Origin of the sequence: Alteromonas gracilis (genome assembly GCF_002993325.1) — a bacterium.
Classification (GTDB): domain Bacteria; phylum Pseudomonadota; class Gammaproteobacteria; order Enterobacterales; family Alteromonadaceae; genus Alteromonas; species Alteromonas gracilis.
This window is the reverse complement of record NZ_PVNO01000002.1, coordinates 124,368-145,246: the sequence shown is the minus strand read 5'-3', so window position 1 is coordinate 145,246 and position 20,879 is coordinate 124,368. Positions and strand designations below refer to the sequence as shown.

Below are 20,879 nucleotides of genomic sequence, written 5' to 3'. Positions count from 1 at the left end.
CGGCTGTGATACAAAATCGTACAGAGGGAATTTAAAAACAAAAACTCTGTATTAGTTGTAGTGGTATAAAAAGGAGATCCCAGTGGATAAGTCAGATCTATTTGCCATGTTAGACATCGAAGCAAGCCCAGCAAAAACCAAAAGCAAAAAACGTAAGTGGAGAGAAATCGAAGCGCTGCAAGATCGCTACAAATTAGAAAAAGAACTCGCCGAACTCGACTGTGGTTTCGAGTACGAGCTAGAAACACTGGAAAGATAAAATGAAGGCCGCCTGTTACACAGGCGGCCTTTTTACTTTCTAGTATGCTTTATTTAGGTGCTTAGCCTAAAAGCTAATGCTATACCTGCCAGTTGATGGGGTCTTTACCCTTGGCAACAAGGTATTGGTTAGTTTGGCTGAAATGTTTACAACCTAAAAAGCCTCTGTGTGCTGAGAGTGGAGATGGATGAGGTGCATGTAAGACTAGGTGTTTTTCACGGTCTATGTGCTTGCCTTTCTTTTGCGCGTGGCTTCCCCACAGAAGAAACACTACGTTTTTGCAGTGTTCATTGACCGCATCAATAACTTTATCAGTAAAGGTTTCCCACCCCCACTTCGCATGACTATGCGCCTTGCCCTGCTCCACAGTGAGAACAGTATTAAGCAACAATACACCTTGCTCTGCCCATGACGTGAGCGTACCGTGGTTAGGCTCGACAAAGCCGTCGATGTCGGTCAATAACTCTTTGTACATGTTTTTAAGTGATGGCGGTGTTTTAACGCCTGCTTTTACCGAAAAACAGAGACCGTGGGCTTGATTAGGTCCATGGTAAGGATCTTGCCCTAATATCACGACTTTAACCTCATCGAGCGGCGTGTATTTAAGTGCGTTGAATACATCAGGCTGAGGCGGGTATATGACGCTTCCCGCCTCTCGCGCATGCTTCACGCGCTCAAGCAATTCAACAAAATAGTCTTTTTGCTTTTCTTCACCAAGCGCGCTCTGCCATGTTGAAACCAATGATGTCATTACTTCAATAAATCCATCATATGCTGTTTAAGTGCATCGTAAGACGCGGGTAGGTCTACGGCTAAGCTATCTTCACCTGCTACATCGGCCAACGGCTTAGGCAAGCTGATAGGGTTTCCTAATACATTTTCTACGGTTTCTCTAAACTTGGCTGGATGTGCAGTGCCCAAGAACAACCCTATTTCACCGTCTTCTAAATCGTGGTTTACCGCGCGATAGGCGATAGCGGCATGCGGCTCGCTGGTATAACCTTGTTGCGCTAACTGACGCATAGCAAGCTGCGTATATTCTTCGTCTACCATTTCACCTTTAAGGCACGCTTTGTCGATGTAACCACGTTCGATAAGCGCCTCAATACGCGGCCAGTTATTTGGCTGGCTCACATCCATAGCATTAGACATGGTTGCTACGGTCGCCTTAGGATCCCACTCACCGGTCTTAAGATAGCGTGGCACTGTGTCATTCAAGTTCGTTGCCGCAATAAAACGCTTAATTGGTAAGCCTAACGATTTAGCAATCATACCTGCTGTGAGGTTACCGAAGTTTCCGCTAGGCACCGAGACGACCACTTGGTCACGCTTTTCTTGAGGCAGTTGGCTAACCGCTTCAAAGTAGTAGCAAACCTGGGCTAATAAACGGCTAATGTTGATTGAATTTGCTGAGTTTAGGTGAAGGCCTTCACGTACGTCAGGATCATCAAACGCGGTTTTCACCAACGATTGGCACGCATCAAAGTCAGACTCTATTGCCACGGTATGGATGTTACCGCCTAGCGTGGTAAATAGCTTTTCCTGTAGCGCACTGATTTTGCCCTTAGGGAACAGGATAACCACGTTGATATTCTCTATGCCGTGGAACGCATGAGCTACAGCCGCGCCAGTGTCACCTGAGGTCGCAGTTAAAATAGTTACTGGCTTCCCTTCGCTGATGCGCGACAGGGTTTGCGCCATAAAACGGCCGCCAAAGTCTTTAAACGCCAGCGTTGGTCCGTGGAAAAGCTCTAAGCAGTACACGTTATCGTTCACTTGCTCTACTGGCGCACCAAAAGCAAATGCGGTTTGCACAATCTCTTCTAGCTCGCCATTGTTCAGCTCATCACCAATCAGTGCGCGAAGCACTTCAATACTGCGCTCGACAAACGGTTTTTCCAACAGCTCATCAATATTGTCTAGAGTAGGAATATGCTCTGGAAAATAAAGCCCTTGGTTTTTACCTAAGCCGCGCTTCACAGCGTCAGCAAAGTTCGCTGTGTCCGATGAATCTTTTAAATTTACCAATTCCACTTGCTGTTACCTTTTTAATTGAGCAGATATGCTGCCCTTTTAATCTTTTTAAGAAATTCCTGTGCCTTTAAGAAATACTATACCTTTAAGAAATCATGTGCCTTTAAGAAATAATAGTACCTTGGCTTGGTATTTGGCACACATGGCTAAAGCCATCATCGTTCTGAATATAGTTATCGGTTAAATATGCGGCGACGTTTTCCGCCTGCGCTTTACTTGAACACACGGCAAACACCGTTGGCCCTGACCCCGAAATACCGAACGCGAGCGCGCCCGCTTGCTCACTAAATGCACGTGCCTCATCAAAGCCAGGCAGTAGCGACTTTCTGTAAGGTTCGGCAATGACATCTTTCATTACTGACGCCGCCAAGCCAAAGTTACCCGCATGTAAGGCGTGAACAAATACGCCTAACTGCCGACCAAAGGTTAGCGCCGTCGCCATATCCACCTGCTTAGGTAAAATATCGCGAGCAGCCGCTGTCGATACGCTAATGCCCGAATAACAAACGGCATAGTACCAGTCGTCGTTCAAAGGCAGTGATAGCGTGACCGGCGCGTCGCTGCCCGTCATTAGCGTCATGCCGCCCAAATAACACGGCGCTACGTTATCGTAATGAACGCTACCACTAATTTGGCCTTCTAGCTCGCCCATCATAATCAGCAACGTATCTTCATCAAACGGGTTGTCGAAGAAAGCATTAAGCGCTGCAAACGCAGCAACAATTGAACTAGCGCTTGAGCCTAAACCACTGCCAATTGGCAAGTTTTTGTGAAGGGTAAGGGCTACCGGAGAGGTCGGTTTCCCAGCCTTTTCCATCTGCTCACAAAAATAGTGGTAGCACTTAGTGACGATATTGCTATCTGCACCGCCCGGAAGTTTGTGAGCAAAGCGCCCTACCGTTTTTAATGAAAATGACTCAGCCGCTTTTATTTCAACCTCATCACCTAATTTAGTGCCGTCTACTGGGGCAAGCGCTGCACCCAATACATCAAAGCCTAAGCTTACATTTCCAATTGAAGCTGGCGCAAAGGCCGTTAATGCTTTCATATTATTTCTCTTACTTCGCTTGCGACTCAACGGGATAAATCACTAACCCAAGTCGCACCTTCGAATTTCTTACTTTAGCCGCTTATTCATTAGGTTAAGCATACCAAGCGTTAATTAGCCGTTAATGCGCCATTTGTTTCCATGGCATAGTACGCAGAATATCAGCAAACACCCCTGCTGCCGTTACCGTACCACCCGCACCATATCCTCTAATTACATAAGGGATTGGGCTGTAGTAATCGCTGTTAATAGCCAGTGCATTTTCGCCGTCTTTTACCTGTGAAAGCGGGTTGCTCGCCGGCACTGCTTGGATACTCACTTTACACTTACCGTCTTCAATGCTGCCGATATAGCGAAGGACTTTGCCTTCGGCCTTGGCCGCCTCAACTTTTTCATTTATGGCAGCATCTAGCTCAGGAAGCTGACGCATAAAGTCTTCAATTGAACAGTCTTCAGCAAAACCAGCGGGCAATACAGATTCAATTTCGATGTCAGATAGCTCTAGGGCCAAGTCAGCTTCACGAGCCATAATAAGCAGCTTACGCGCCACATCCATACCACTTAAATCATCGCGGGGGTCAGGCTCGGTAAAACCGTTGTCCTTGGCTGTTTGTGTCGCTTGCGACAGGCTCATACCTTCTTCAAGCTTTCCAAACACATAAGATAAGCTGCCTGATAAAATACCTTCAAAACGGTGTAGTACGTCACCTGCACTGAATAGCTTCTGCAAGTTATCAATAACAGGTAGCCCAGCACCAACGGTGGTTTCGTACAAATATTGGCGATTGGTATCAAGGGCCGTTTTGCGCAGCTTACGGTAATAAGACATGGCGCTGGTATTCGCCTTTTTATTGGGCGTTACAACGTGAAACCCGCTTTCCATCATATCTACATATTGCTGTGCAATGGCTTCATGGCTGGTGCAGTCAACAATAACCGGGTTTACCAGGCTGTTGTCGTTAGCAAACTGGTGTAAGCGCTCTACACTTAATCCTTCGCTTGCTGACTCAAGGGCCGCCTTCCAGTCACCGCTAAGCTCAATACCTTGGCTATTTAGCAGTAGCTTGCGGCTATTTGCGATGCCGTAAACACGTAATTGGATATTGCGCTTCAACAAAGCAGGCTGCTGCTTTTCAATCTGACCTAGCAGTTCAGTGCCCACGTTGCCACACCCTACTAGGAATACGTCTATGGTATGGCGGTCAGAGAAAAAATTCTGGTGGATTACTTTTACTGCTTTCTTAGCACGCTTACTTTCAATTACTGTTGAAATAGAGCGCTCTGAAGAGCCCTGCGCGATGGCTACGTTGTTAACTCGCGCTTGTGCAAGAGAGTTAAAGAAACGCGCAGCCAGCCCTTTAGTTTGACGCATGCCGTCACCTACTAAGGTAACAATAGCCAGGTCATGGCGCACTTCGATAGGATCAAGCAGTTGGTTTTGAAGCTCAAGCGCAAATGCATCTTCAAGAAGGTTCAACGCGCGATTGGCATCTTTGCTTTGTATACAAAAACTGATTGAATATTCTGATGAAGACTGTGTGATCAGGCTTATTGAAATATTGGCGTTAGACATTACTTCAAACACGCGACTTGCCATGCCTACCATGCCTTTAAGACCGGGGCCTGCAACGTTAAACATGGTCACATTATCAAGCTGGGAGATACCTTTGACCGACGTCCACACTTCGCTTTTTTCATTACTGATTAACGTACCTGGCGCTGCCGGGTTTAACGTGTTTCTGATCAGACAAGGGATGTGATGCTGTGCAATAGGCCCGATGGTTTTTGGATGAAGCACCTTGGCTCCGAAATAAGACAGCTCCATGGCTTCTTGGTAGGTAAGCTTATCTAACAGTACAGCACCTTCAACTTGATTCGGGTCAGCGTTGTAAACACCGTCTACGTCCGTCCAGATTTCACAGCAGCTTGCATCGATACAAGCCGCTAGAATGGCCGCTGAATAGTCTGAACCGTTGCGCCCTAGCGTAACTTTCTCACCCGCTTCGTTAGCAGCAACAAAGCCTGGCATAACTAAGAACTCGCTGCCATCGCAGGGTACATCTGAAAAACGCGCTTTGCTTAGTGAAACGTCGGCAATACTGTCTAAGTAGTCGCCCTCCGCAAGCACATATTTGACAGGGTCGATGATGCGATTAGCTATTTCTTTGGCGGATAGCATGGCGCTGAAGAGCGTTACCGAGATGTATTCACCAATACTGAGAATACCCGCAGCTACATTATCAGGTGCAACACCTAAGAGCTTTATGCCTTCAAGGTGCTGTTTTAATACCGATAAGTGGCTATTAATGAATTCCACCACGCTTGCATGTGCAAACCCGTCGAGTTCTTCGTTTAAGTTGTTGGCAATGCCGGTCACCGTATCGTTTAACTTATCAAATAACGGCTGGAAATCTTCACCCGCGGCGGCCTGTTCACACAATAGTGAAAGCGCGTTAGTTACCCCTTTGGGGGCCGAGAGTACAACCGCAGCACCTTCGGTTTGGTGGGTTGCCGTGCTAATTTCCATCACACGCATATATCGCGGTGCATCGGCTAGAGAAGAACCCCCAAACTTTAAGACTTTCATATGCTGCTCCTTAAGGTTACGCATGCTAAAACGTGTGTAAAAAAAAGCCCGCTCTTGTTTAGGCGGGCTTTCGTTGTCTTTTGCTTACTTGCACTAGTCAGCGACCGCCCTATTTAAGGTGGTAATCAGCATCATGGTGGTGCGAGTAACTAGAATCTTTTTCATACAAGCAATTTGCCGTATAGACGTCTATAAGTCAACCGCAGTTTTCACCATACTGTATTGCAAAAAATGAAACAATAATTAAGAAACATTTCTTTTTAAGGTACAAACGCATCTGCTATCGGCGAATTCGCGAACGTAAAGTTGTTTAAAAAGTCACTATAAAGCAATAAAAACAACAGCAATGCCTTAGTTTAGCCGGCACGCTTCGGTTAAAAACGGAGCGGTTGCACTCTCCTTGTTTCTAGCAACGTCTTCAGGGGTGCCGTGAGCGACGACTTGTCCGCCACTCCCACCTGCGCCTGGTCCGATATCTATGACATAGTCACACGCCGCGGCTACTTTCATATTGTGCTCCACCATAACCACTGTATTGCCTCTATCTACCAGGGAACTTAGGTGCGTCATTAACAGAGCGATATCTGACAGATGCAAGCCTGTTGTAGGCTCATCTAATACATAAAGAGTGTTGCTGTTTTGAGCGCGCTTTAGCTCAGTGGCTAGTTTTATACGCTGTGCCTCTCCGCCAGATAGCTCTGTCGCGCTTTGACCTAATGTAAGGTATCCAAGACCTACTTTGATAAGCGTCTCAAGCCCTCTCAGTACTGCCTTATTGTCGTCAAAAACGTGCTGAGCCTCATCGACGGTAAGCGCTAAAACATCGGCAATGGAATGCTCCTTGTATTTAATCTCTAACACGTCATCCTTAAAGCGCTTTCCATGGCATACCGTACATGGCGAATAAACGCTTGGCATAAAAAGTAGTTCCACTGAAACTACACCCAACCCTTCGCAATTAGGGCAGCGACCTTTAATTACGTTAAAAGAAAAATGTCCAGCGTCATAGTTACAAGACTTGGCCTCATCGGTGTCAGCAAATAAACGCCTAATTTGATCAAACATTCCTGTATAAGTTGCAAGCGTAGAGCGAGGCGTTCTGCCAATTGAAGACTGATCGACAACCACTAAACGACTTATGTCGTCTAACCCTTTTTCTATAGCGCCTTTTTCAGCTATCTCTTCGTCGTCTATATAATTATCACTTGAAAGTAATGACGCTTCGCTGAGTTCATCTTCATTTTGAACGTGAGTACCGCCAAGTCCGTCTCTCACCAATTCGACCAACGCTTGACTAATCAGGCTTGATTTTCCTGAACCTGATACCCCGGTAACGGCTGTCATGACGCCCAAAGGAATTTCAACATTCGCTTTTTTAACGTTATTTCGAGTAACGTTTTTAAGGCTAAGGGTGCCCGTAGCACTGCGCCGTGCTCTATTCACCAGTGTTTTATTATTAAAAACAAAGTCGGCAGTGGACGAGTGCGTCACGCTTGCCAGCTGTTCTGCAGGCCCACTAAATACCAAATCGCCACCGTTTGTGCCCGCCCGAGGGCCAACATCCACCACCCAATTCGCACCTTTGATGACATAAGGGTTATGCTCAACCACTAACAGCGAATTACCTGCTTTCGTGATATCGTGAAGCGCGTGAACCAAAGACTCTACATCGCGAGGATGTAAACCTGCTGAGGGTTCATCCATTACAAATACCACACCAAACAGATTTGATTTAAGCTGCGTAGCCAGACGTAATCTCTGAAGCTCTCCTGCTGAAACCGTGGTCGTGCTTCTGTCCAATGATAGGTAGTCCAGACCTAGCGCAATAATCGGCTTAATTCTATCAACGACATCAGAGGTTATATTTCTTATAACTTGTGCCCTTTCGGAAGCATCATCTGCAACAGCATGCCTAAGTTTTTTCAACTTTCTGTCAACGTCGTGCAATGGAAGTCTCGAGAAATCAATAATATCCAAGCGATCTAACGTAACATTTAATGCCTTTGCTTTAAGCTTCTTACCCTGGCAGGTGGGGCAGGATGTGATCGAAAGAAAACGTGCAATGCGCTGCTTTATCTTTTCTTTTTGAGAGGTTTTAAATGTATCTAATACGTGACGTCTGGCGCTGATAAACTTGCCGTTGTAGCTAGCCGGTTCACCTTCAGTGAGTGCTTGTCGAGTTTGCTCTAAGTTATAGCTACGATATACGGGTACCTGAGGCGTTTCATCGGAATACAAAATCCAGTCTTGCGTTTTTTTAGGTAACGTATGCCATGGAACATCAACATCAATATCAAGAGATAGCAGTACCCTAACGAGGTTTTTTCCCTGCCATGCCCCGGGCCAAGCAGCAACTGCACCTTCACGTATGGTTAGGGTATCGTCAGGCACGAGAAGCTGCGCCTGAGTGTCGAACACTTTACCTATGCCGTCGCATTCATCACACGCACCTTCCGGCGTATTCGCAGAGAACCCGTCAGCATAAATGATACCCTGCCCTTCAGGATAATCACCAGCCCTTGAATACAGCATACGTAAACTATTTGATAACGTAGTAATGCTGCCAACTGATGAACGCACAGAGGGTGCGCCACGGCGCTGATGTAGACCCACTGCTGGCGGCAGCCCTTCAATCGCATCCACGTCTGGCTTTTCAATCTGCTCAATAAGGCGGCGTGCATAGGGTGATATTGAGTCTAGATAACGATGTTGCGCTTCAGCATACAGGGTCCCAAACGCGAGGGAAGATTTTCCCGAACCGGATACGCCGGTGAACACCACCACTTCGTTTCTGGGAATATCTACATTGAGACTTTTAAGATTGTGTACGCGAGCACCGCGTACCTGAATTCGCCCATCATCGTTGTGCACCACATCACCTTTACATGTCTTAATTACAGAATGTTTAGGTTCAAAGGCTATATTTCGATCACTTATTGCATCGGCCAAGCATCAGCTATCTGAAACAATATGCTGGGCCAAGAAGTCCACCAGCAGCCTTATTTTAGGAGCCACATTGCGGTTAGACGGAAATACCGCCCAGATGGCTTCTTGCTTATCTTTGTATTCAGGAAACACTTCGATAAGCTCGCCAGAAGCCAATGCATCTCGCACATAAAAGCCTGGCAATTGAGCTAGCCCCAAGCCGGCTAAAGCTGCACTTCGCAGCGCATTCCCGCTGTTATAGCGAGCTCGGCCTTGCACACTAATCGACTGAATTTCCTTGTCTACCATAAATCGCCAATAAGGTTGTGACCCCACCAAAAGCGAATGATGTTTTAACTCATCGATAGTTTGAGGCTGACCATGCTCTTCAAAGTACGCTTTACTGCCACAAACAAAAAGATGACGTGTTGCTATCTTTTTGGCTACCAGCGTAGAGTCTTCAAGTTTTCCGATTCGAATGGCTAAGTCCAAACCCAAATCGACAATATCGAGCTTTTCATTTGAAAAGGTACATTGAACGCTAATGCCTGAATATTTTTGCATAAAAGTATTAAGCAACGGCGCTATAAACGCCTCACCAAAAGCCACAGGCGCGGTAAGTTTAATTAACCCTTGCGGTGACGTTTGTAGCGCGCTTACAGACAGTTGGGCATTTTCAAGCGCTTTTAAGGCCGGCAATGCTTGTTCAAAGTACAATGTGCCAGCTTCAGTTAACGACACACTGCGTGTAGTGCGCTGCAACAGCTTTACACCAAGCTGCTTTTCCAATGACGCTACTTTTCGACTTATTTGTGCCACAGATGTATCAAGCTTGTTGGCCGCGCCTGTAAAGTTGCCAACTTCTGCCACCGCACAGAACTCTGCGATACCTTCTAAATATTTCATCCTAAGTATTTATGACCTCATTGACTAACGCAAATGTGCTCTCAGACTTAGTCTCATTCTATTTCGACTACTCCATTATTACAAATAAGCAAAAGTGATTTACTAAAAGTGTATTTATCATAACTAATCCGTCTCCTATACTTTGGCCTATAAATCATTATCAAATAATTGGTATAAAGGAGTCATCACATGGCATCGTTTAAAGATTCATTGCAAGAAGGTCAAACGCACATAAAGTCTAAAGCCGCCGTAGCCTGGGCCGCGGGTGAGCCGTTAAAAATGGAAGAAGTTGACGTAGAGCTACCTAAAAAAGGGGAAGTTCTCGTTCGAATCGTTGCCACTGGCGTGTGCCACACTGACGCGTTTACCCTTTCTGGCGATGATCCAGAGGGCGTATTCCCTTCAATTCTGGGTCACGAGGGTGGCGGTATTGTTGAAATGGTTGGCGAGGGTGTAACCAGTGTAGAAGTTGGCGACCACGTTATTCCTCTTTACACCGCAGAGTGCGGCGAGTGTAAGTTCTGTAAATCGGGAAAGACTAACCTTTGCCAAGCGGTGCGTGAAACCCAAGGTAAAGGTTTAATGCCAGACGGCACAAGCCGTTTTTCTAAAGATGGCGAGCCAATTTATCACTATATGGGCTGCTCAACGTTTTCTGAGTACACAGTTTTACCAGAAATATCTTTAGCAAAAGTTAATAAAAATGCACCACTGGACGAAGTTTGCCTACTTGGTTGCGGTGTAACTACAGGTATGGGCGCAGTACTTAAAACCGCAAAAGTACAAGAAGGCGATACGGTTGCTATCTTTGGGTTAGGCGGTATCGGCCTATCAGCGATTATTGGTGCTCGCATGGCCGGTGCGGGTCGCATCATCGGTATCGACATTAACGAGAGCAAGTTCGATTTAGCGAAGCAACTTGGTGCAACTGACGTAGTAAATCCTAATAACTTCGACAAGCCTATTCAGGAAGTCATTGTTGAAATGACTGACGGCGGCGTCGACTACTCGTTTGAGTGTATCGGTAACGTGAACGTGATGCGTTCAGCCTTAGAGTGCTGTCATAAGGGCTGGGGCGAATCTGTGATCATAGGCGTTGCCGGTGCAGGACAAGAAATCTCAACGCGCCCATTTCAATTAGTGACAGGTCGCGTATGGCGTGGTTCTGCGTTTGGTGGTGTTAAGGGTCGCTCAGAGCTGCCGGGCATCGTAGAGCAATACCTAAATGGCGACTTTGGTCTTCAAGAGTTTATCACTCACACAATGGGACTTGATGAGATCAACGAAGCGTTCGACCTAATGCATAAAGGCGAAAGCATCCGCTCCGTTGTGCATATGGATAGGTAATACGAACCGTTGAAAAAAGTTAAGGAGAGGAATTCCTCTCCTTTTAAAACCTAAGCTATATCACTCCCTGCTCTAACGCCTCACGCACGGCTCTTGTTCTATCTCTCACACCGAGCTTGCCCCTTCATTTGCACTAGATCAGGAACTTCCCAAGACTAAACCTAGTACCTAATGCAAACGCTGCTGTTAAAGACTTATTCGTAGCTTTTACTGCTTGGACAATAGTGAGCAATTGTGTAACGTAGAAATTATAATCACACCGGTGTCAACAGTGAGCTCTTAACTATGAAAAAGACCCAAACAGCAGCACTTGGACAAATGAAAAATACGCCATCGCTTCAAAAGTCTACGTTACGTCGCGTTGTCGCGACTGCGATTATTAGCTTAGGGCTGGGATTAAGCTTATGTGCAAACGCTTATCATGAGGGAAACTCAACTCAGCAAGCGGGGAATGACATGCAGATGGAAACAACACCTACACTTGCAACACTCACCAACTTCCAAGAAAACGGGCCATTTATGTATTCTTCTGGCTTACCCAATGCTGCTCATTTTTCTTTGCTGAAGGAAAAAGGAGTCACTCACGTTATAGACTTGATCCCAGGGGATCGAAGCAGTGAAATTTTAACTACATCAGAATTAGGGCTCGATTACTTTAATGTGCCTGTTGATTGGGAAGGCCCTACGCTCGCCAACTTTTTAAACTACGCAGCGTTTATGCAAAGCGTAGAGGTGAGCGAAGACAAGGTGCTGACCCACTGCAAACTGAATTGGCGGGGTGCCGCGTTTACATATCTATACAGAATCAACGTACTTGGAGAAAATGAACAAAACGCCAAAAAAGACCTTATGGCAATTTGGCATCCAAACCCAACATGGTACGCCTTCATGAACGACGTTATCACTCACTATAATGCGCTAAACAACCGCCAAGTAGCGATGTCCTTCAACGCTGCCTTGCCAGAAAGTGATTAGGCTTTTTTAGCTTAATACCAGTCCGCATAGATAACTAAAGAATGCAGTTGCGGAGCTAATTTTTAAAAATAAACATATATGAAATTTCAGATTCGTCATTGACGCATACGGAATTTCATATATGATAATTCACATACGAAATTTCATATGTGAAGTATTCTATGTCTGCATGTTTTTTGTCGCCCTTAACGTTTTTCAAATGCCTATCTGAAGACACCCGCTTAAAAACGCTACTTATGCTTAGCGTAAAAGGCGAACTATGTGTGTGCGACCTTACCGACGCGCTTCAATTAAGCCAGCCAAAAATTTCACGCCATCTCGCAGATTTACGAAAATGCGGTTTAGTGCTCGATACCCGTAAGGGCAAATGGGTGTATTACCAACTTCACCCTGACCTACCTGCCTGGGCACTGGACGTCATAAAGAATACCGCTACTCACAACGATGAGTATTTCAGCGAGGCCTTATCGAATTTGTCTTGCACCAGTTGCTAACGCCTAAATTTTATCGTGTGCAACAGCGCTGAAATTACACCGTCGTACATCGCTAACTATCTGTTTTATCGAGTTTTTAACATTTTTTGATGGTTACTCAAAACAGCATCAACCCTTAAAGTAAGGTTTTATATGAAGATTTTATACATTTGTACGCACAACCGCTGCCGCAGCATTCTTTGCGAGGCAATCACTAATGCGTCGAACGGCAAAGTTGAAGCGCGTAGTGCCGGCAGCCAACCTGTGGGTGAAGTACACCCTCTGTCTTTAAAGTACCTTGCAGAGCGTGGTTTTAGCACGAATGGCCTTCAAAGCCAGTCGTGGGATGAGTTTGAAGACTACGACGCAGATCTTGTTGTGACAGTTTGTGATTCCGCTGCCGGTGAATCATGCCCTGTCTATTTCGGTAAGTCACTTAAGGTGCATTGGGGCTTAGAAGACCCGTCTAAGCTAGAAGGTAGCGAGCAAGAGAAGGCCGATGCATTCAATAACACCATCGATATTATTGAAAAGCGCGTAGCGGCACTAGCAGAACTTGCAGAAAAAAACTTAGATAAAGCAGCACTTAAAGACGCACTATCAACGTTGGGCGCTCAGTAATAAATAAAGGTAAAACAATGGACCAAAATATATCTAGCAGCAACGAAAGCTCAATGGCTGAAAGCCCATCAGATAATGCGGTAATGGAACAAATGCACAAGCCCATTATGGCTAACTTTGCATCAACATTCTCAGACCATAAACCTCGCATTTTATTGCTTTACGGTTCACTGAGAGAGCGCTCTTACAGCCGCTTAGTTATTGAAGAGTCAGCGCGGTTGCTTGAATACTTTGGCGCTGAAGCCAAAATTTTTGATCCTCGTGGATTGCCGCAGCCTGATACTGAAGATGAATCACATCCCAAAGTAAAAGAATTGCGCGAGCTTATGATGTGGTCTGAAGGGCAAATCTGGTGCTCTCCAGAGCGGCATGGCAGTATGACAGGCATTATGAAAAGCATGATTGACTGGGTACCGCTTAGCCTTGGTGGCGTGCGCCCGACTCAAGGTAAAACACTGGCCATCATGCAGGTATCAGGAGGCTCTCAGTCGTTTAATGCGGTAAACCAGATGCGAATTTTAGGCCGCTGGATGCGCATGTTAACTATCCCTAACCAATCTTCTGTGGCAAAAGCGTTTCTTGAATTTGAAGACGATGGTCGCATGAAACCCTCCCCTTACTACAATCGCATTGTGGATGTAGTTGAAGAACTGGTGAAATTTACTTTGCTTACCCGCGACAACAAAGACTTTCTGGTTGATCGCTATTCTGAGCGCGTTGAAAGCGCAGAAGAAGTGAGCAAGCGTGTTAATCAAAAGTCGTTGTAAAATAAGACAAAGGTGAATCAGAATGGGTTTCTTTGAACGTTACTTATCAGTATGGGTTGGTCTTTGTATTGTTGCGGGTGTAGGTCTGGGCTATGCCATGCCTGGCGCATTCGAGTCTATTGCAGCACTTGAATATGCACACGTAAACCTCGTAGTGGCCGTGCTTGTTTGGCTAATGATTTATCCAATGATGGTGCAAATAGACTTTGGCTCTATTAAAGACGTCGGTAAAAAGCCAAAAGGCTTGGTGCTTACACTTGTGGTTAACTGGCTTATTAAGCCTTTCACTATGGCACTTTTAGGCTGGCTATTCTTTAAAGGTATTTTTGCCGATTGGGTAGACCCGCAAACTGCCACTGAATATATAGCAGGTATGATTTTACTGGGCGTTGCTCCGTGTACTGCTATGGTTTTCGTGTGGAGCCACCTAACCAAGGGGGATGCAAACTATACGCTGGTGCAGGTCTCAATAAACGACCTTATTATGGTAGTCGCTTTTGCACCACTTACCGCTATGTTACTAGGCGTAACAGACATCACAGTTCCTTGGGACACCCTGCTACTTTCTGTGGCACTCTATGTAGTATTGCCCTTAGTAGCGGGCTATATCACACGCCGCCGCTTGGAAAACAAAAGCAATAGCGCGCAGGAAACCGTTCCAGGAAATGGCGCTATTGACGCATTGGTTAGTAAGTTCAAACCTTTTTCAGTCATTGGTTTACTGCTGACAATTGTTATTTTGTTTGGCCTTCAAGCAAAAACTATATTATCGCAGCCCCAAGATATCGTACTTATCGCGATACCGCTGCTTATACAAACTTACGGTATTTTCGCCATTGCCTATTTTGCAGCAAAGCGCATGAAACTGCCGCACAATATTGCGGCACCAGCGTGCATGATTGGTACGTCGAACTTTTTCGAGCTAGCGGTTGCCGTGGCAATTTCTCTCTTTGGGCTTCACAGCGGCGCGGCTTTGGCGACTGTGGTAGGCGTATTGGTAGAAGTTCCGGTCATGCTTTCATTAGTGTGGTTCGCTAACAAAACCCGTCATTGGTTTGATTAATAATATGTGTGCTGGTACATAACGAAAAAGAGCGAACCAAGGTTCGCTCTTTTTTATTCACGGATAATTTAAACAGCAATTGCAGTCTGGTAGGTGTCGGGCAGAATAAAACCAAAACGGCAAAGAATGGTTTTCAACGCATCACGTTTAATCGGCTTTTCTATAAACGACAGCGCGCCTAACGACATCACCTTTTCTTGCATCTGCGGCTGAATGTCGCCCGAAATCACGATAACGAACACTTCAAGCTGACGGCGCTTAATTTCGCTTAGTACACCAAGGCCATCTAGAACCGGCATGGTGAGGTCGAGCAAAACCAAGTCGATGGTGTGATGTGCTAACACCTCTAAAGCATCCATACCGTTTGACACTTCATAGATAGTTTCAGCGAACCCATCTGGCAAGTTATTTCTCGCCATCTTTCTGGCTAGCGAAGAATCATCACAAATTAGAATATTAAAGCCCATCGACTACAAACTTATAAATGGTTACTAATCGGCCATCAGAATACCTTAAACGAAAGTATAATAAAATATAAAAAGCCTCTAATAATGCTCGACTTATTCTGGTTATAAACCAAAGTTTTCTCTGAAAAAGAAGAGATTTATGATAGATCTAGTAGGCTACAAAACAAGGAAATACGCCAATGCACGAGTTAGCCTCTAATGATGACAAGCAGTTAGTTAAAAAAGTGGCCTATCAGATTTTGTCTCATTTCGATAAGAGCTATCGATGGTTTACTCGGATTACACGTGGCGCTCAAGAAAGATTTGAGAAGGGTAACTGGAAAGAGACGCAGCTTGCCTCAAAAGAGCGTATCACTATTTATGAACAAAGCCTTTCTGACGCAGTGGCCGAAATATATCACCTAACGCAAGTACATCAAAAAGACGATGCTTTTTGGCAAGAACTTAAGAAAGTATTTGCTTTACAGCTAGAAGGCCACCCTCAGTTTGAGCTTGCCGAAACCTTTTATAACTCGGTAATAGGCCGTTTGTTCAAACATCGAAAAATTGACAACGACATGATGTTTGTACTGCCAAGCCGCTGCTTTCTGCCAGGGCAAGACAGAGACAAAGTCATCAATAGCTTTGACACCACAACAACGGTTCGCGAGATGTATGAGTCGATTTTTAAGATCTATCGATACAACATTCCGTTTGAAAACTTCGAGCGGGATTTGCAGCATCTTGAGAAGGCGCTTCGAGCGAGGTTGAACAAAGAACAGTTAGCCAGCGTTCAGGCAGTTGAAATTTTAAAGCCTACCTTTTTTCGTGGTAAAGCCGCTTACTTGATTGGCCGAATTTGCATGCCTGATGAGACGCTGCCGTTTGTTATTGCCATGCGAAGATACAATGAGCCCCATATGTTCGTCGACGCGTTGCTTACTGACCGAAAAGACTTAAGCGTTATTTTCGGTTTTGCTCGCAGTTACTTTATGGCGGATACACAAAACCCTGCCGAGGTGGCGGCCTTTCTTCAAGAGCTTTTGCCGAACAAGAAACATTTCGAACTTTATATGGCCATGGGTCATTACAAACACGGCAAAACGGTTTTTTATCGAAACTTTTTACAGCACATGGATGAGTCTGACGATAAATTTGAAGCTGCTCCCGGTATTCGCGGGTTAGTCATGATGGTATTCCATCTCCCCTCTTACGGTGTGGTGTTCAAGATTATTAAAGACGAGTTTGCAGAAAGTAAAAAAATTACCCGCGATCACGTCAAAGAATGCTACAAGTTGGTTAAGATGTCTGACCGCGTGGGCCGAATGGCAGATACTCACGAATACGTAAACTTTAGATTTCCTTTAGACAGGATTGAGCCTGAACTCATCGACGAGCTTAAAGAAACCTGTGCATCGAGTTTAGAATTTACTGAAACAGAGTTGATTATCAAGCACATGTACATAGAGCGAAAAATGACTCCGCTTAATCTGTACCTGCAAGAAGAAACTGATGAAGAAAAAATTACGCGTGCACTCGATGAATTGGGGTTATGTATTAAGCAGATAGCAATGGCTAACATTTTCCCTGGAGACATGCTTCACAAAAATTTTGGTATTACTCGCCACGGACGCGTCATCTTTTATGACTACGATGAAATTTGTTTAATGAACGAGCGTAACTTTAGAGCGCTGCCAAAATCTGATGATCCTTATGCAATCGACACGTTATCGGTAGCGCCTAACGATGTGTTTCCTGAGCAATTTGAACATTTCATTGTAGGAAAACGTAAGTTTAAAGACATTTTGAAATCGCTTCACGGTGATTTGATGACGCCCGAGTATTGGCACGGCGTACAGGAGAAATGTGCAAGGGGTGATGTACAACACTTTACCCCCTACAGCGCGACTATGCGGTTTGATAGAGGAGAGTAAAAAATTGCGCTCCTTTCAAGGCTGAAACTAACATCTTAAAAACACGCTACATGCACAAACGCTTAAAAGTGATCGTTTCATTGCTCCATGTTCGTAAAAGAACCATAAAGCGTTAATGCTTTTCGACTGCTTGAACTCGCTTGCTGTTAAAACTTGAGGTATCGAGGTAATAGCAACGCCAAACAAGCGTGTGAATGTTGATAACCAAAAGAAGCGTAATAATGAAAGTGCTACTTGTAGAAGATGATCCTAAAGTTGCCTCGCACATTGCTAATGGACTATTGGGCGAAGGGCATGAATGTATTACTGTGGGTGATGGAACATCTGGCTACCGTGAAGCGTCGCAAAGTGAATTAGACGCTGTGATATTAGACGTGATGCTACCTGAACTCGACGGCTTTTCAGTGTTAGAAAAACTGCGTGAGGAAGGGAATACTACTCCGGTCTTGTTACTCAGCGCAAAGAGCCAAGTTGAAGATAAAGTTCGGGGCCTTCGCACAGGTGCCAACGATTACCTGACAAAACCGTTTGCCTTTGAAGAGCTTCTCGCTCGTGTCGAAGGGCTAGCCGGTCGAAATAAAGAGAGCGAAGACAAAACTCTTATTAAAGTAGGCGATTTAACGCTTGATTTAGTCAACCGCAAGGTGCTCCGTGGCGACCAGGAAATCGATTTACAGTCTAAAGAGTTTCAGTTGCTTGAATGCTTGCTTCGCCACAAGGGCAAAGTGGTAACGCGCAGCATGTTGCTAGAGCAGGTTTGGAATTATCATTTCGATCCGCAAACCAACGTAATCGACGTACACATAAGCCGTTTACGTCAAAAAGTAGATAAAGCGTTCAACGTTCCGTTAATTGAAACAGTAAGAGGCACAGGGTACCGCATAGCGGACGAGCTTGCATGATAGCGATCCGCGACTTTACGCGTAGCTCAAGCTTTCGCGTAGGCGTTTTGCTCACTACCCTAGCCTGCATTGCTATTGTTCTTATCGTTTATTTTTGGCGCTTAACCAGCAGTGATTTGTTTATTTCTGAATCCAACGCTGCGGTTAACGCCAAAACGAACGCATTAATCACACTTCACGAGAAACTTGGTATAGAAGCTGTAATCGCCTCCATCAGGTCAGATAGTCTCTCCCCAAACGCGTCCAACTCTAGTTCTCAAGAGGGCGTTTTCAATAATTTGCGTTCGTTTATTGCGTTAAGTAAAGATAATCAGATTGTGGCAGGTAATTTGTCTTCCGTTCCTCTGGTGCTAGAACGCCACAAAGGGGCAAGTTTTGATACTGCTGAAATCGTTATTACTCGCCAAAACAGTGATTCTCGTAAAATACTTCACCAAGCGCTAATGCGAGAGACAAACTTAGGTGAGTACGAACTTTACGTTGGGCGTGGTATCGACGATTTATACAGCGCTCAATGGTTTGGCAAAACGTTCAGCTGGATTATCGTGGTTCTACTTTGCACATTGAGTATCCTCAGTTTTGCTATCGCCGTTTATGTCGTAAATAGAATTAACCGCATGTCACAGACCGCCGACAAAATTATCAAAACAGGGAGTCTTGAAGAGCGCTTAGAGATAGACAGTAACTGGGATGATTTAAGCAGCCTTTCATTCGTTTTCAATCAGATGCTCGATACTATTGAAAGTTCGGTAAATAACATCAAGTCGGTTACAGATAGCATTGCTCATGATTTACGAACGCCATTGTCAAGACTTCGCAACACGCTAGAAAAAATTGAAGACGACGAGCTTCGCTGTGAGACAACCCAAGAGGCTGACAACTTGCTTAATATGTTTAACAGCCTTCTACGTATAAGTGGCCTTGAAACAACGAATAAAAAAGAAGGCTTCTGCAGCACAGATGCACGCGCTATCGTCGAGGACGTGGTTGATCTTTATCATCCTCTTGCTGAAGAGCGCAATATTCAACTCTCAAGCAGCATTGATGATGTGACAATGCTTGCCGACCCCAACTTACTCTTTCAAGCTGTAGCTAATGTATTAGATAACGCTATTAAATATTCAAACGAAGATAGTATTGTTACTGTTCAGCTAACAACTACGGATAAACACATTGTTATTGCAGTAAATGATGCAGGCATAGGCGTGGGTGAACACGAAATAATAAATTTAGAACGCCGATTTTATCGGGCCGATGGCAGTAGAACCAGTAAAGGGAACGGGTTGGGTTTATCCCTCGTTTCCGCGATAGTTAAGCTACACGACGGACAAACTTGGTTCGTACACGACCCTTTAATGAAAGGGCATGGATTGGGCGTGGTGTTTTGCTTTCCCAAATAGCAACGCGTGAAAATGGATAGCGAGTGAAGGAATTCGTTAAAACCAGAAGTTGAAGCAGCCTTATGGCTGCTTCTGCATAAATATAGTCACTTCAGCCATGACTAGGCCGAACTTGCGAATGTATGAACGGTTCATCATGGTACTATCATCAAACGCCCAAAACCAATCATCAAACGTTACTGAATAGGTTGTATCATCTACTGGCAAATCCATCTGGTAATGGAAATTGAATGCGTTACCATAGCTAGTGCCTTTTGCAGGACCATCAATATCTCCCGCGTTACCGATAAAGGTGTTATCACTTTGCTTTACTATTTTCCAAGTCCGGGATTCGGGCCCATCACCTACGCCATAATCAAACGTTTCATCCAATGTAAGGGTTTCCCCGTCAATTGACCCATCGATGTTAACGACAAACCTCTGTACGACTTCTCCAGATCGATTTTGAACAATACCCCAAGCTTTCACATTGCCGTCAAAAAACTGCTCGATATTAAACGCTGGCGTCACTGACTGATAGTCTTCCCCCTCAACAGAGACGGAGCAGCCTGATAGTCCAGCAACACTCAATGTAGCGAGGCTAAGGCCTAAAACGAGTTTACACGCACTTTTTATCATCGAATAATGTCCTACGTAATCAGTTAAAATGTATGGGTTCGAGAAAGAGTTCAGCCCTTCTTATCCCTTGCCGAGCAACTTTTTTCTAAACTTTGGCTCTGAAGTTTTTTCACTCAACCAGATATCAAAGAACCGCTGAGTAAAAGTGGAATCTTGGATTTCGTCAGACATTTCGCCATTCACATAGAAAATACTTTTGCCATCTTCAGTTGCGATGCCGGTAATAACGTCTCCTTCACTGACATCAGGAAAAATGTCTTCCATCAAGGCCAGCCATTTTTGAGCGTTATTTGAAGACACGTCCCCTTGCTTCTTCATTTCATCAATAGAACGTTCAGCAATTTTTTTCCCTTCGAGTTCTCTTTGATAAGTTAAGCGCAAAGCAAATGGTGGCGCATTGTTGTATGTGCCCTCAGGCGCAAATAATTCGCCAGTGTAAACATCCCAAAAGTAATAGGAAAACATGCCTTTACCCACAAGTTTCGCGTTAGGTACATGCTCTTCTATACGTTCAGCGCTTGCGTTTTGTGAATTTTCATCCTGTGCGAATGCCTTGTTCGACATAAACATTGCT

Annotated in this window: 19 protein-coding genes; 10 read left to right on the top strand and 9 right to left on the bottom strand. The window is 45.0% G+C overall.

Going from position 1 to position 20,879, the window contains the following annotated elements; translation table 11 throughout:
• The first annotated feature begins 82 nt into the window (after nucleotides 1-82).
• Nucleotides 83-259: a DUF3545 family protein gene (locus C6Y39_RS01390; RefSeq protein WP_012519516.1), complete on the top strand. Its 177-nt coding sequence runs from the start codon at nucleotides 83-85 to the stop codon at nucleotides 257-259.
• Between the two features lie 79 nt (nucleotides 260-338).
• Here C6Y39_RS01390 and ung read toward each other — a convergent pair whose 3' ends face one another.
• The 6 genes from ung to C6Y39_RS01360 all read right to left on the bottom strand — a co-directional run bounded on the left by ung (nucleotide 339) and on the right by C6Y39_RS01360 (nucleotide 9,759).
• Nucleotides 339-1,010, bottom strand: coding sequence for a uracil-DNA glycosylase (gene ung / locus C6Y39_RS01385; RefSeq protein ID WP_105929539.1), 672 nt, complete (start codon nucleotides 1,008-1,010; stop codon nucleotides 339-341).
• Nucleotides 1,010-2,293, bottom strand: coding sequence for a threonine synthase (gene thrC / locus C6Y39_RS01380; protein ID WP_105929538.1), 1,284 nt, complete (start codon nucleotides 2,291-2,293; stop codon nucleotides 1,010-1,012). The genes ung and thrC overlap by 1 nt, the downstream gene beginning before the upstream one ends.
• Nucleotides 2,294-2,396: 103 nt before the next feature.
• Nucleotides 2,397-3,341 carry a homoserine kinase gene (thrB, locus tag C6Y39_RS01375; RefSeq protein ID WP_105929537.1) on the bottom strand — a complete coding sequence of 315 codons (945 nt, stop codon included), beginning with the start codon at nucleotides 3,339-3,341 and terminating at the stop codon, nucleotides 2,397-2,399.
• A 121-nt stretch (nucleotides 3,342-3,462) separates the two neighbouring features.
• Nucleotides 3,463-5,928, bottom strand: coding sequence for a bifunctional aspartate kinase/homoserine dehydrogenase I (thrA, locus tag C6Y39_RS01370; protein ID WP_105929536.1), 2,466 nt, complete (start codon nucleotides 5,926-5,928; stop codon nucleotides 3,463-3,465).
• Nucleotides 5,929-6,279: 351 nt separating this feature from the next.
• Nucleotides 6,280-8,799, bottom strand: a complete 2,520-nt coding sequence (locus C6Y39_RS01365; protein ID WP_105929535.1) for an excinuclease ABC subunit UvrA — start codon at nucleotides 8,797-8,799, stop codon at nucleotides 6,280-6,282.
• An 81-nt stretch (nucleotides 8,800-8,880) separates the two neighbouring features.
• Nucleotides 8,881-9,759: a LysR substrate-binding domain-containing protein gene (locus tag C6Y39_RS01360; RefSeq protein ID WP_105929534.1), complete on the bottom strand. Its 879-nt coding sequence runs from the start codon at nucleotides 9,757-9,759 to the stop codon at nucleotides 8,881-8,883.
• Nucleotides 9,760-9,948: 189 nt separating this feature from the next.
• Here C6Y39_RS01360 and C6Y39_RS01355 point away from each other — a divergent pair, with 189 nt between their 5' ends.
• From C6Y39_RS01355 to arsB, 6 genes are all read left to right on the top strand, one after another.
• Nucleotides 9,949-11,106, top strand: a complete 1,158-nt coding sequence (locus C6Y39_RS01355; RefSeq protein ID WP_105929533.1) for an S-(hydroxymethyl)glutathione dehydrogenase/class III alcohol dehydrogenase — start codon at nucleotides 9,949-9,951, stop codon at nucleotides 11,104-11,106.
• A gap of 285 nt (nucleotides 11,107-11,391) precedes the next feature.
• Nucleotides 11,392-12,081, top strand: coding sequence for a protein tyrosine phosphatase family protein (locus C6Y39_RS01350; protein ID WP_167390599.1), 690 nt, complete (start codon nucleotides 11,392-11,394; stop codon nucleotides 12,079-12,081).
• A 161-nt stretch (nucleotides 12,082-12,242) separates the two neighbouring features.
• Nucleotides 12,243-12,575: a metalloregulator ArsR/SmtB family transcription factor gene (locus C6Y39_RS01345; RefSeq protein WP_105929532.1), complete on the top strand. Its 333-nt coding sequence runs from the start codon at nucleotides 12,243-12,245 to the stop codon at nucleotides 12,573-12,575.
• A 132-nt stretch (nucleotides 12,576-12,707) separates the two neighbouring features.
• Complete coding sequence (locus tag C6Y39_RS01340) at nucleotides 12,708-13,175, top strand: arsenate reductase ArsC (RefSeq protein ID WP_105929531.1); 468 nt, start codon at nucleotides 12,708-12,710, stop codon at nucleotides 13,173-13,175.
• A gap of 83 nt (nucleotides 13,176-13,258) precedes the next feature.
• On the top strand, nucleotides 13,259-13,942 hold the full coding sequence (gene arsH / locus C6Y39_RS01335) for an arsenical resistance protein ArsH (RefSeq protein WP_071817588.1): 684 nt from the start codon (nucleotides 13,259-13,261) through the stop codon (nucleotides 13,940-13,942).
• A gap of 22 nt (nucleotides 13,943-13,964) precedes the next feature.
• A complete protein-coding gene (arsB, locus tag C6Y39_RS01330) occupies nucleotides 13,965-15,005 on the top strand; it encodes an ACR3 family arsenite efflux transporter (protein WP_105929529.1) in 1,041 nt (346 codons plus the stop codon).
• Between the two features lie 68 nt (nucleotides 15,006-15,073).
• Here the strand turns inward: arsB and C6Y39_RS01325 are convergent, their stop codons facing one another.
• Nucleotides 15,074-15,472, bottom strand: a complete 399-nt coding sequence (locus tag C6Y39_RS01325; RefSeq protein ID WP_105929528.1) for a response regulator — start codon at nucleotides 15,470-15,472, stop codon at nucleotides 15,074-15,076.
• 179 nt (nucleotides 15,473-15,651) lie between these two features.
• Between C6Y39_RS01325 and aceK the strand changes: the two genes are divergently transcribed.
• The 3 genes from aceK (at nucleotide 15,652) to C6Y39_RS01310 (ending at nucleotide 19,687) form a co-directional block, all read left to right on the top strand.
• Entirely contained in the window at nucleotides 15,652-17,385 is a 1,734-nt protein-coding gene (aceK, locus tag C6Y39_RS01320; protein WP_105929527.1) for a bifunctional isocitrate dehydrogenase kinase/phosphatase, read from the top strand.
• Between the two features lie 221 nt (nucleotides 17,386-17,606).
• On the top strand, nucleotides 17,607-18,287 hold the full coding sequence (locus tag C6Y39_RS01315) for a response regulator transcription factor (RefSeq protein ID WP_105929526.1): 681 nt from the start codon (nucleotides 17,607-17,609) through the stop codon (nucleotides 18,285-18,287).
• Nucleotides 18,284-19,687 (top strand): HAMP domain-containing sensor histidine kinase, encoded by a 1,404-nt coding sequence (locus C6Y39_RS01310; protein ID WP_105929525.1) that lies wholly within the window; start codon nucleotides 18,284-18,286, stop codon nucleotides 19,685-19,687. The genes C6Y39_RS01315 and C6Y39_RS01310 overlap by 4 nt, the downstream gene beginning before the upstream one ends.
• A gap of 60 nt (nucleotides 19,688-19,747) precedes the next feature.
• Here C6Y39_RS01310 and C6Y39_RS01305 read toward each other — a convergent pair whose 3' ends face one another.
• On the bottom strand, nucleotides 19,748-20,305 hold the full coding sequence (locus C6Y39_RS01305) for a DUF3833 domain-containing protein (protein ID WP_105929524.1): 558 nt from the start codon (nucleotides 20,303-20,305) through the stop codon (nucleotides 19,748-19,750).
• Between the two features lie 60 nt (nucleotides 20,306-20,365).
• A complete protein-coding gene (locus C6Y39_RS01300) occupies nucleotides 20,366-20,869 on the bottom strand; it encodes a chalcone isomerase family protein (RefSeq protein WP_105929661.1) in 504 nt (167 codons plus the stop codon).
• Nucleotides 20,870-20,879: the final 10 nt, after the last annotated feature.